11 protein-coding genes and 1 pseudogene are annotated in these 11,782 nt (G+C 57.8%); 2 read left to right on the top strand and 10 right to left on the bottom strand.

All coding sequences use genetic code 11. The features are described from left to right. Positions 1–51 precede the first annotated feature (51 nt). From WG936_RS01400 to pgsA, 3 genes are read right to left on the bottom strand one after another with little or no spacing between them, the layout of a single operon-like run. A complete protein-coding gene (locus tag WG936_RS01400; protein ID WP_339563380.1) occupies positions 52–351 on the bottom strand; it encodes a helix-turn-helix domain-containing protein in 300 nt (99 codons plus the stop codon). Between the two features lie 28 nt (positions 352–379). Next, positions 380–904: a CinA family protein gene (locus WG936_RS01405; protein WP_339571909.1), complete on the bottom strand. Its 525-nt coding sequence runs from the start codon at positions 902–904 to the stop codon at positions 380–382. Next, positions 897–1,460, bottom strand: coding sequence for a CDP-diacylglycerol--glycerol-3-phosphate 3-phosphatidyltransferase (gene pgsA / locus WG936_RS01410; RefSeq protein WP_339571910.1), 564 nt, complete (start codon positions 1,458–1,460; stop codon positions 897–899). The genes WG936_RS01405 and pgsA overlap by 8 nt, the downstream gene beginning before the upstream one ends. Before the next feature lie 75 nt (positions 1,461–1,535). Between pgsA and WG936_RS01415 the strand changes: the two genes are divergently transcribed. Beyond that, positions 1,536–1,826, top strand: coding sequence for a YciI family protein (locus WG936_RS01415; protein ID WP_339563377.1), 291 nt, complete (start codon positions 1,536–1,538; stop codon positions 1,824–1,826). A gap of 83 nt (positions 1,827–1,909) precedes the next feature. Here WG936_RS01415 and WG936_RS01420 read toward each other — a convergent pair whose 3' ends face one another. The 7 genes and pseudogenes from WG936_RS01420 to dapB all read right to left on the bottom strand — a co-directional run bounded on the left by WG936_RS01420 (position 1,910) and on the right by dapB (position 11,457). After that, complete coding sequence (locus WG936_RS01420; protein ID WP_339563376.1) at positions 1,910–2,959, bottom strand: TerC family protein; 1,050 nt, start codon at positions 2,957–2,959, stop codon at positions 1,910–1,912. 303 nt (positions 2,960–3,262) lie between these two features. Then, positions 3,263–6,178, bottom strand: a complete 2,916-nt coding sequence (locus WG936_RS01425; RefSeq protein ID WP_339571911.1) for an FtsK/SpoIIIE family DNA translocase — start codon at positions 6,176–6,178, stop codon at positions 3,263–3,265. Between the two features lie 63 nt (positions 6,179–6,241). After that, complete coding sequence (locus tag WG936_RS01430; RefSeq protein WP_339571912.1) at positions 6,242–6,841, bottom strand: TIGR03085 family metal-binding protein; 600 nt, start codon at positions 6,839–6,841, stop codon at positions 6,242–6,244. A gap of 58 nt (positions 6,842–6,899) precedes the next feature. Further along, positions 6,900–8,792 (bottom strand): annotated as a pseudogene (locus WG936_RS01435) (ribonuclease J); the annotation flags it as partial. A gap of 191 nt (positions 8,793–8,983) precedes the next feature. Beyond that, a complete protein-coding gene (dapA, locus tag WG936_RS01440) occupies positions 8,984–9,895 on the bottom strand; it encodes a 4-hydroxy-tetrahydrodipicolinate synthase (protein ID WP_339571914.1) in 912 nt (303 codons plus the stop codon). Positions 9,896–9,933: 38 nt separating this feature from the next. After that, the gene (thyX, locus tag WG936_RS01445; protein WP_339571915.1) at positions 9,934–10,686 is read right to left on the bottom strand and encodes an FAD-dependent thymidylate synthase; all 753 of its coding nucleotides are present in this window, start codon (positions 10,684–10,686) and stop codon (positions 9,934–9,936) included. Between the two features lie 21 nt (positions 10,687–10,707). Continuing rightward, positions 10,708–11,457, bottom strand: a complete 750-nt coding sequence (gene dapB, locus WG936_RS01450; RefSeq protein WP_339571916.1) for a 4-hydroxy-tetrahydrodipicolinate reductase — start codon at positions 11,455–11,457, stop codon at positions 10,708–10,710. Between the two features lie 126 nt (positions 11,458–11,583). Between dapB and WG936_RS01455 the strand changes: the two genes are divergently transcribed. Beyond that, positions 11,584–11,763 carry a hypothetical protein gene (locus tag WG936_RS01455; protein ID WP_339571917.1) on the top strand — a complete coding sequence of 60 codons (180 nt, stop codon included), beginning with the start codon at positions 11,584–11,586 and terminating at the stop codon, positions 11,761–11,763. The last annotated feature ends 19 nt before the right edge of the window (positions 11,764–11,782 follow it).

Genomic DNA, 11,782 nt, shown 5'->3' on the forward strand with positions numbered 1-11,782 from the left:
CCACAAGTGTACCCGCTGTCTGTCAGGACGGCGCGGGATAAGGTGCTGAAACTATATCGTGGCGAAATCCGGCTCCGCGGACCTAATAGCCATAGATCCGGCAGCCTCGATCAAGATGTCAGACACGCTCGCTCCCAGTGCATGGCAAACGGCCGCGAGCAACTCAGAGGACACTTCTTTGCGCCCGCGCTCCAACTCGGAAAGATACCCCGGGGACACGCTGGACATTTCGGCCAGCTCGCGGAGAGTGATACCCCGGTCGGCTCGGAAGGCGCGGAGAGCCGCGCCCAAGGCTTCGCGCAGCAACGGCTCGGCAACGGGCTTTTCTAGAACTGCAGTGTAGGTAACCATCGTTTAATACAACGCCCGCGGGTGTTGTTTAGTTCCCTCCCAATTGCTGAACTAGATACTCGACCGCAAATTCCGCCGCTCGCAGGCGGATTTCATTTCTGTCTCCGTCGAGTACGGGCTCTGGCTTACTGGCGCCGGGACGCAGCGCCCAACGGATATGCTCCGCCGGCAACACCTGGATGCTCTCCTCGAATTCCGGTCCGGCAACCCCCAGCCATACGACGCCTGCAGGGTGTCCTTCTTGGCTAGCGGGTCCCGCCACCCCAGTCAGGGCCAATGCCCAATCGGAGCCCAAGCGATCCCGGGTCCCAGCAGCCATCGCCGCGGCACACTCTGCGGAGACGGCGCCATGGTCGTCGATAAGCGATGCGGGCACCCCGGCTAGCGCCGTTTTTAAATCGTTGGAATAAGTGATGAGTCCACCCACGAGTACATCGCTAGCGCCTGGAACATCGGCAATGCTGCTGGCAAGCAAGCCAGCTGTGAGGGATTCGCAGGTAGCGACGGTAAGAGAACGCTCTTTGAGCGCACGAACCAGGGCTGCCTTAGACACGGTTTTCCTTTCGAGAATCGAGGATGTATTGAATACCGGTGACCACTGTGACGATCACAGCAGCACCCATAACCAGCTGCGCGAGCAGCCATGCCCAACCTGGCAGTGGCATTAGGTAGAGCGCTACTGCCAAGCTCTGCAGCGTCGTCTTAATCTTGCCGCCCTTCGACGCTGGCACCACCTTGCCCTGTCGAAGCTGGAACATCCGCCAGAGGGTGATGCCAAGCTCGCGGATCACTATCACCACAGTCACCCACACGGGCAAGACACCAACGATGTTGAGCGAAACAAAGGCGGAGATCATCAGCGCCTTGTCAGCTATGGGGTCCGCGATTTTCCCGAAGTCCGTGATGAGGTTGTGCTTACGGGCAATGTCGCCGTCTAGCTTGTCCGTGATCATCAGCGCGACGAAGCACAGAAACGACCACCACATCCAAGTGGTATCGCTATGGTCGGCCTTGAGCACCAGCCAAACGAAGAGCGGAACTGCGATAATGCGCAGGCTCGTGAGGACATTTGGCAGATTCCAGTTGGAAGTCTTCTGATCACCGTTCACAAGGCACCACCCTACCCGCTCAGCGTTACAGAACTACTGTTGAGCATGGCGGGTTTAAGCCTAAACTTGGGAGCCATGACTTACTTCGCAGTTAACTACCAGTACCCCGCAGATTCCGAAGCCATAGCAAGCACCCGCCCGGTGCACCGCGAATTCCTCGGCACCCTCTTGCAGGAAGGCAAGCTCGTAGGCTCTGGCCCATTCCTGGATTCAGACGGCGGCGCTTTGATCATCATCAAGCTCGCCGAAGGCGCAACCGTCAGTGATGCCACAGAGCTAATGGACAAGGACCCCTTCACCACCGCAGGGCTGCTGGATTCCCGGAGCATTCGCCCCTGGAACCCAGTGCTGAACATCTTTAGCTAGTCACCGACTTCTTACAGCAAAGTCGCCCGCATCCGAAAGCAAACTCAGTTGCTAAAGGGGCGGGCGGGCTTTGGGGTTGGGGTCTAGACAGTGTCGTCCTGAATGTCCTTCGCGGTATTCCACTTCGGCGGGATCGCACCTTGTGCTTCATCGCGCTTCGTCTTGATCACGGAGGCGATGGTGGTCAGCGCCAACACACCGACGATCACGAAGAGCGAGACGAGAGTCGGGATCTCCACAACATGCAGGTTTTCACCACCGTTAATAAACGGCAAGTTGTTCTCGTGCAAAGCATGCAAGATCAGCTTGACACCGATGAAGCCCAGAATGATGGCCAAGCCGTATGGCAGGTAGACCAGGCGGTCAATGAGGCCATCGAGCAGGAAGTACATCTGACGCAATCCGAGCAATGCAAAGGCGTTGGCCGTGAAAACGATATACGGCTCTTGGGTAATGCCGTAAATTGCGGGGATTGAATCTAGCGCGAACATCACATCAATCATGCCGATGGCCACGAGGCAGACAAAGAGCGGTGTCAGCGCGCGCTTACCCATGTGACGGATCCACAGCTTGTCACCTTCATAGGTCGGGGTGACGTGAATGACCTTTCGCAGCGTCTTGATGATCCACATATCCGAAGGATCGGTCTCCGGCTGGTCCGAGACTTCATCGATGATCAGCTTGATTGCCGTGTACAAGATGAAAAGTCCGAATAGGTAGAAAACATCGGACCACGCGTTGATCACGGCAGCGCCCAGCAGGATAAAGACCAGGCGGAACACCAACGCCAGCACAATGCCGATCAGCAACACCTTTTGCTGATACTTGCGCGGAACCTTGAACGAGCCCATGATCAACGCGAACATGAACAGGTTGTCCACGCTGAGCGCTAGCTCGGTGACATAGCCGGTGAAGAACTCCATGCCGTGCTGGTGGGGGTTCCCCGGCTCACCCCAGGTAAACCAAAGGAATACACCAAAGCCGCAGGACAGCGCCATGTAGAACAGCATCCAATAGGCGGATTCCTTCATCGACGGCTCGTGCGGCTGCCGCACGTGGGTGAGAAAGTCGAAAACGAACAGGCCTAGCACCACAATTCCTGTGATGCCCCATGTCATCGCGTTTACTTCCACTATAAAGACCTCCGGTCTGATCGGTTGACGAAACTGACCGGAGGTCTCCCCCGCCCACACTGCTGAATGCTGCTGGGTGGCATGACCGGGAGCCCGTTTCTGGGGCAGCCGTGCTGACGATCAATGCCGGGAATTGGGGTACTCCCCTCCAAGACGAAACACCACTTTAGCCGATGGCAGCTGATGTGTCACAAACCACGCTGGGTTGTCCGCAACTTAGTGAGCACGAAAGGTCCCCTATGGACGCCGATAACCCCGGTAGCTTCTTGGGAAAGCTATCGGGGTTATCGGGTAGGGAGAACACTAGAACATGCCAGTTCCCGGATTTGCTTGGACAACGCGGGTGGCGGAAGTGTCGGCTGGGCTATCGACGTCGTTAAGCTCGGGATCGATATCCACATCGTCCTCCCAACCATCTTCCTTTGGCGCTTCGGCAGGGTCTGCCCCCTTCAGCATCCACAGGATGGTGTCCAGCTCGTCCGGCTTTACCAGCACCTCCCGGGCCTTGGACCCCTCGGAAGGGCCCACCACGCCGCGGGTTTCCATCAGGTCCATGAGGCGTCCGGCCTTAGCGAAACCGATTCGAAGCTTGCGCTGCAGCATAGAAGTAGAGCCGTGCTGGGAGGTCACCACGATCTCGACGGCAGCCAGCAAGTCCTCCAAATCACCTCCGATGTCGTCGTCGATCTCCCGCGCAGACTCCGAGGCCTTTTCTTCAGTAACACCCTCGGCGTAGTTTGGCTCTGCCTGATCCTTGGCAGCATCCACCACTGCCTGGACTTCTTCGTCCGTCACATAGGCGCCCTGCATACGGATTGGCTTACCAGCTCCCTGCGGGATGAACAGCCCGTCGCCCATACCGATGAGCTTCTCGGCGCCGCCCTGGTCCAGGATGACGCGTGAGTCGGTAAGGGAGGAGGTAGCAAAGGCCAGCCGTGATGGGACGTTGGTCTTGATAAGACCGGTGACTACATCGACGGAAGGACGCTGCGTAGCGAGCACCAAGTGGATACCGGCCGCGCGAGCCTTCTGAGTAATGCGGACGATAGACTCCTCGATTTCCTTCGGAGCAGTCATCATGAGGTCCGCGAGCTCGTCGACGACACACACGATGTAAGGGTACGGGCGGTATTCTCGCTCAGATCCTGGTGGCGCCGTGATCTCGCCAGACTCGACCTTCCGGTTGTAGTCCTTAATGTGTCGCACACGCGTGGACTTCATATCCATGTAGCGCTGCTCCATCTCCTCCACCAGCCAGTTCAGTGCTGCTGCAGCCTTCTTCGGCTGGGTGATGATCGGGGTGATCAGATGCGGGATCCCCTCATAAGGTGTTAGTTCCACCATCTTCGGGTCAACCAGAATGAGCCGTACTTCTTCCGGAGTCGCACGCGTCAGCAGTGATACCAACAAAGAGTTCACGAACGCGGATTTACCGGAACCAGTTGAGCCTGCGACGAGCAGGTGTGGCATCTTCTGGATGGAGTGGGAGATGAAGTCGCCTTCAATGTCCTTGCCCAGTCCGATGAGCATCGGATCATGGTTACCCACCGTCGCTGGTGCGTTAAGGACGTCGGCAAGCCGCACCATCTCACGGTCCGCGTTGGGCACTTCAATTCCGACTGCCGACTTGCCAGGGATCGGAGCCAATAGGCGCACGTTGTCGGTCGCGGCAGCATAGGCGAGATTCGACTGCAGATTGGTGATCTTAGAGACCTTAACGCCTGGGCCGAGTTCAACCTCGTACCTCGTTACTGTCGGACCACGGGAGAATCCGGTTACCACGGCGTCCACATTGAATTCGCGGAAGACGTCGGTGATTGCCTCGATCATGCGGTCGTTGGCAGCCGAGCGGGTTTTTGGTGGTTCGCCCGGAATCAATAGGTCAGCGCTCGGGAGTACATAATTGCTATCCACCTGACGCGGTACTGGTGGCGGGGTGTCTTTGGATAGTTCACTCTTCGGGGTCGTGGCTTTGACCTTGGCCGGATCAATTCCGGAACGGGCGATAATCGCGTCACGGATTGCTTCCCGGCTCGCGGCCACCGCATCTGGCGCTTCCTCGACAGCCTCGGAACGTGGCAGGACGGTGGTCGGCTCGGTGGTTACTGCGGGGAATTCGTCCGTGTCAGGCTGCGGCGCAGGAACCTTCCGTGCGGTTGCTGCGTTGCGACGCGGCGCTGGAGGCGCTTCCTCTTCTTCATAGAGATCGACGGGCGCAGCCACAGGCTTCTGCTTACCCATACGACTAAATAGTGAAGGCTGAGGATCCTCGTCAGCGTCTTCCTCTACTGGGTAATTGTCGATCGGACGTGAGCTGCGGCCGGAGCGCACCCGCGGGGCGCGGGCAAGCTGTTCGATCTCATCATCAGCGCTACCGTATCGGTCATCTTCATCCTCAGCATCCGATGCCGCGCTGGCGTCATGGAACCCGAGAGCCTCAACCAAGTAGTCTACGAACTCACGCACTGCCACCCCAGTAGCGCGCAGGGCACCGTAGATGATGACCAAGACGAGGATCGGGATAGCTAGGTAAGCACTAAATCCTGCCGCCAAGGGTCCGCCAACGATGTATCCCAGCGCGCCTCCGGCCGCTTTCCGTGCACCCCAGTCAGCCGGGTTACCAGCAAAGATGTGCACTAGCCCCAACATACTGAGGACAATGAGGACTGTGCCTAACACCACTCCAGTGTTATTGCCTGCTCGCGGCGAATGCCCCAGCATCAGTGCCACTGCGAGGGCAACTAGAGCAACGGGAAGCACGAGGGCACCGGCGCCAACGGCGAGATGTGCAATTTCCGCAATCCATGCGCCGATTGGACCCGCGACGTTGAACCATACTGTGGCACCGAGGACCACTGCCAGACCGATGAGGGAGAGGCCAATGCCGTCGGCATGCTCGCCCACATTGAAGCTGCGGCCACCTGGCTGCTCTTCGCCTTCATGCTTATTATCTGCCACGTCTGCGTCCTCCCCATGGTTCCGCTTTGTCAACATACGGGCAGTGCCGCCCATCCCCCGAGCGGTTGCCCCAAAGATCGTTCCCAGCCCCGAGCCTACAGCTCGGAAAGCGCTGCCAGTGCGTTCATGCGACGTTTCGGCAGCACGTGACGCGGTTGTGGTGCGTAGTGCGACTGCGGAGGCGCCGCGACGCGAACTGGCAGCCGGGCCAGTTTTACGCCGTGAACCTTTCGACGACTTGGGGCTTGTTGAGACAGACATAGCCCAAACTCTAGTCGCTCACAGCACTCTAGTCACACGCGCCACACCGCTATCTGGCAGGTTTTATAGCGAGGAACGCACCACTTTGGTTGCATCTCCCACAAAATCAAGCCCTTCGGCTGGACGTTGGTAGGTATAGAGCAGTAGTTCGCCCACCGCTCCTCGGATCTGCACTTTGTCTTCGGCTGAGACGGAGCCGGTGGAAATAGGAACGAATCCAGTCGGACACAGCTCAACGCGACACGAAGAAGCACGATACATCAGCTTTAGTGTGCGCAGGGCGGCATAGAGTTCGCGTTGATCGGCCGTCGACAAGCGGCGCGACATAAGCCCGTTTGCCCGCCGCAGATCTTCATGATGGATGAAGTGCTCGGCAACATTTGCTCGACCGTCGAGCAGCCGCCACACGCCGACCGGTCCCCTCCCCCACTGCTTAACGACGTCCATAAAGGGGCGCTCCAGTTGCCGCTGCATCGCGCGTTCGGTTAGTCCCGCCAGTGCTGGAATGAACATTCCGGCCGCTGCGAGCGGGGAACGCTCTCTAATTAACAGGTGCGCGGCAAGGTGATCAGCGGTCCACCCCTCGCATAGCGTAGGTGCTTGTGGACCGAGCTGAACAAAAGTATCGACGAGTTCCTGACGTTCCCGTGCTGCAAATGACATGCGCCCCAGTCTAAGGAAAACTCCTAGGACTGGGGCGCCTGCAGACAAGCTTGAAGAATTACAAGCTTGGTCTAGCGTGCTCGAGGTCAGTATCGTCAACCACGTCAGTTTCAGCGGTCATCGGCACAACGGTCGGCATGATGAGTGGCTTACGACGCCACTTCTGCTCCACAAAGCGGGATACCTTCCGACGGACCTGCTGGGCGATGCGGTACGGATCGTTCTCGCCTTCGCCGGCCTGCTCCATCATGATGTTTTCTACCAGCTCTGCGATTTCCGGCATCATTGCCACTGCATCCTCGGAGAAGCCGAAGGCGCGAGCGGTAGGGCGCTCCAGCAGTCGGCCAGTGCGGTTGTCAATGACAGCAGTGATGTCGATGACGCCACCTTCGCCCATGGACGTACGATCCTCCAGGACCTTCGCATCAATGTCACCCATGGTGACGCCGTCGACGTACAGGTTACCGACTGGGATCTGGCCGACAACGGATGCGCGACCGTTAACCAGGTCTACTACCACACCGTTTTGGGCGAGGACGACGCGATCGCGTGCCACGCCCGTGGAAATAGCAAGTTCCTTGTTAGCACGCAGGTGACGCCACTCGCCGTGCACCGGCATCGCATTCTTCGGACGCACAGCGTTGTACAGGAAGAGCAACTCTCCGGAATAACCGTGGCCCGAGGTGTGCACCTTGGCATCACGACCGGTGATCACAGTAGCGCCGATCTGCGCCAACATGTTGATGACGCCGAATACGGCTTCCTCGTTACCAGGAACCAGGGAGGAAGACAGAATGATCAAGTCGCCATCGCGAACCGTAATCTGGCGGTGCTCGCGACGCGCCATGCGGGACAGCGCTGCCATTGGCTCGCCCTGGGTACCGGTGGTAACCAGCAGCACCTTGTGCGGTGCCATTTTGGCTGCTTCATCCATCTGGATGATGGTGCCACGAGGGGCCTTGAGCAAGCCCATCTTCTCCGCGATTTCCATATTGCGGATCATCGAGCGGCCATTAAAGGCCACCTTACGACCCGAAGCAACAGCGGCATCGATTGCGGACTGCACGCGGTACACGTTAGACGCGAAGCAGGCGATAATCACGCGCTGCTTGGCTGTAACCACCAAGCGCTTGAGGGTTGGACCGATTTCCGACTCAGAACCAGAGACACCCGGAGTGGTGGCGTTGGTGGAGTCACAAAGGAATAGGTCAACTCCTTCATCGCCGAGGCGAGACATCGCTGGAAGATCGGTCGGACGGCCGTCGGTTGGGGTTTGGTCCAGCTTGATATCGCCGGTGTGAACCACCATGCCGGCGCCGGTCTTGATCGCGATGCCGAGGCACTCTGGAATGGAGTGATTCACAGCGAAGAAGCGCAGGTTGAATGGCCCGCGGTTCACGTTGGACTCTTCATTAACCTCGATAAGCTTCGGACGCTGGCGGTGTTCCTTCGTCTTGGCAGCGATCAAGGCCAAGGTAAAGCGAGAAGCAAGGATTGGCAGGTCGTGGCGCTGCTTAAGCAGCCACGGGATCGCACCAATGTGGTCCTCGTGGCCGTGTGTGACCACAAGTGCTTCCACCTTGTCCCACTTGCCCTCCATGTAGGAGAAGTCCGGGAGAATCAGGTCCACGCCTGGCTCGCCAGAAGATGGGAACAACACGCCACAGTCGACGATGAGCAGCTTGCCTTTGTACTCAAAGACGGTCATGTTACGACCGATTTCGGAAATACCGCCGAGCGCAACAATGCGCAGGCCGTCCTTCGGTGCCTGTGGTGGCTCTGGCAAACGTTCGGTGAGGTCTGCGCCTTGCATGGACTTCACAACATTGCGACGTCCGCCGCGGTTGTTGTTCCCGCTGTTGCTATTGTTCCCGTTTGAGCCGTTGCCATTTGAGCCGTTGTTGTTAGCGCCGTTGCCACGGCCACGACCACGGCTGCTGCGACGATTGTTCGAACGGGAGCGATTACGACCGCCCTCTCCGTTCGAGCCGTTATTCTCATCAGTCTGCTCTGGCTGGTTGGCCGGCGCGGAATCGCTAGCAACCGGGACCTCTGGCGCCTGGAACTTGACGGCCTCTACGGCCTCTGGTGGGCCAGCTTTGCGGGTCACCTTGCGAGAGCGATTTCGTGGTTCGGTCATATTTATAGGACTCCAGCCTCTTCTAAATCTTTATGGAGTGCCTCGATCTCAGCATCGTTTGCAGCGACCTGAGGAAGTCGAGGATCTCCGACGTCAATGCCCTGCAGTCGCAGAGCAGCTTTACTCATACTGACTCCACCCAATCGAGCTTGCGCACCAAAAAGTGGAAACAGCGTGGCGTTGATTTCCCGCGCACGGGCGAGGTCGCCGTCCTCGAAGCTTGTGTACAGCTCACGCAACAAGCGCGGAGCCGCATGTCCAACCACAGAGATGAAACCTGATGCCCCAAGGCTCAACCATGGCAGGTTAAGTGGGTCATCTCCTGAGTACCACGCAAGACCAGTTTGAGCGATCAAATCAGTCGCGGCGCAAAGGTTACCCTTCGCATCCTTCATCGCCGTAATATTCTCATGGTCAGCCAGACGCTTAATGGTATCAGAAGTTATCTCAATTGCTGACCTGCCGGGGATATCGTACAAACAAATTTGTAGATCGGTTGCATCCGCGATGGCGATAAAGTGCTGATATACGCCATCTTGAGAGGGCTTTGAATAATACGGTGTCACTGCGAGCAGCGCGTCTGCCCCCGCGGCGGCGCTTGCCTTCGCCAAGTCAACCGAGCCCTTGGTGCAATTCGTACCGACACCGGCCACGATCTTAGCTCGGTCCCCGATTTCTGCACGCACTGCTTTAATCAGCGCGATCTTCTCGGTAGCAGTCGTCGTGGGCGATTCCCCAGTGGTGCCCGAGATAATCAGGCTATCGATGCCGCTATCAACCAGGTGGGCGGCGAGTTGCGCCGCTTTGTCTAGGTCCACCTCGTGGTTCTCATCAAAGGGCGTGACCATGGCGACGCCGACGGTACCGAATGTTTCCGTGCCTGTCTTTGCTGCGAGACCGGTATGTGTAGGCATGGTTTCTACCTGTACTTTCTTGTTTCTGTTGTCGTTTACTAAAAGTCAGTTACGTATGGGCTCGTCGCCATTTCCGAACCATCATGCAGCTTTGCGATGTCAAAGTCTCCGAACACCACTGGCGCCTCTTGCTGTAAAACTTTGAGACATTCCACTGCAACTTTACGGATCTCAACGTCCGCATGTTCGGTGGCACGCATACCGATGAAGTGACGCCAACTGCGGAAGTTTCCGGTCACCACGATGCGCGATTCAGAGGCATTCGGCAAAACGGCGCGCGCAGCCTGGCGAGCTTGCTTCTTTCGCAGCAGCGCGTTGGGTTCCTCGGCGAGCTTCTCATCCAATGCGTCGAGTAGCTCGTCGAAGGCAAAGCGAGCTTCATCGACAGCCCGGTTGAACAGGCGCATCAGGTCCTCGTCCGCGGCAATGAGCGGTGGGACCACGACGTTGGTCTCCTCCGGATGAACAAAGCGCTGGGAAAGCTGGGAGAAGGAGAAGTGACGATGCCGCACCAATTCGTGCGTCGCACTGCGCGAAATACCGCGAAGATACAGTGTTGCAGTCGCGTGTTCTAGGAGCGCGGTGTGCCCGACCTCCATGATGTGTCGCAGATAGGACGCGTTCTCGGCAGTGCGCGGGTTCGGCTTATCAAAGCTCTCATAGCAGGCCCGCCCGGCGAACTCGACGAGCGCTTCACCGCCGGAGGCATCGGTGTCCCACTTGATGTCTGCTGGCGCAGTGAAGTTCGAGCACGCGATCAATTCCACGCTTAAAGGTACGGCCTTCGCCATGTCAGTAACTCCTCCTTCCGCTCAGATGTCCAGGTAGTGCTCAAGGCCAACGGTCAGCCCCGGATTCTTGCCCACTTCACGACAACCGAGGAGCACACCCGGCACAAAAGAGGTGCGGTCATATGAGTCCTGACGAATGGAAAGTGACTGGCCTTGCGTACCAAAAATGACTACCTCATGCGCGACGGTGCCTTGCATACGAACCGCATGCACTGGGATTCCATCGATGTCAGTGCCCCGCGCGCCGTCGAGCGACTGGTTGGTGGCGTCAGGCTGCGGCCCCATGCCCGCTTCTCGACGAGCATCAGCAATGCCCTGCGCAGTGTGAATGGCGGTCCCTGAAGGAGCATCCAGTTTGTTCGGATGGTGCATCTCTATTACTTCGGCAGACTCGAAGAATCGCGCAGCCTGCTTGGCAAACTCCATGGTCAGGACAGCGGAGATGGCGAAATTCGGGGCGATCAATACGCCAACCCCTGGGTTTTTGTCCAGCCAGCCCTGGACGGTAGCGAGGCGTTCCTCGTTGAAACCGGTGGTACCAACTACACAAGAAATTCCGTGGTTAATGCAGAATTCCAGGTTTTCCATCACGACCTGGGGCGCGGTGAAGTCTACGATGACCTGAGCGTCGGCGTCGACAAGCTGTTGCAGACTGTCATCGCGATCAATCTCTGCCACCAAGGACAGCCCCTCAGCTGCGGTTACTCCCTCAACCACGGCCTGTCCGACTCGCCCTTTTGCGCCGAGAACGCCGACTTTAATGTCACTCATCTATGCTTCGCCTTCCTGTGCGGTCTATGCTTTCACAGTCTAGTCCTCCACTATAGACGCCATTTATTAAGACACTCTAAACCCTGTTAATTAGAAGTGATTTAGATCTTGGCTAAGCTCATTCAAATGAGATCTAGCATCCTGTCAAGAAGGCTCGCTGGCTTTGCCGGAGTGATCCTCCTACTGCTCATCGTGGGATACGCTACTGGCCACTTCACATGGGCCGTCCAAGCCAGCATCTTTTCGGTGGTCTTTTGGGTTTTCGCGTTGGCGATCAAAAAGGTGATCTTCTTCGGGGAAGAATAAGGCACCGTTGCCAAGTCCA

Origin of the sequence: Corynebacterium sp. H127 (assembly GCF_037482665.1) — a bacterium.
Taxonomy (GTDB): domain Bacteria; phylum Actinomycetota; class Actinomycetes; order Mycobacteriales; family Mycobacteriaceae; genus Corynebacterium.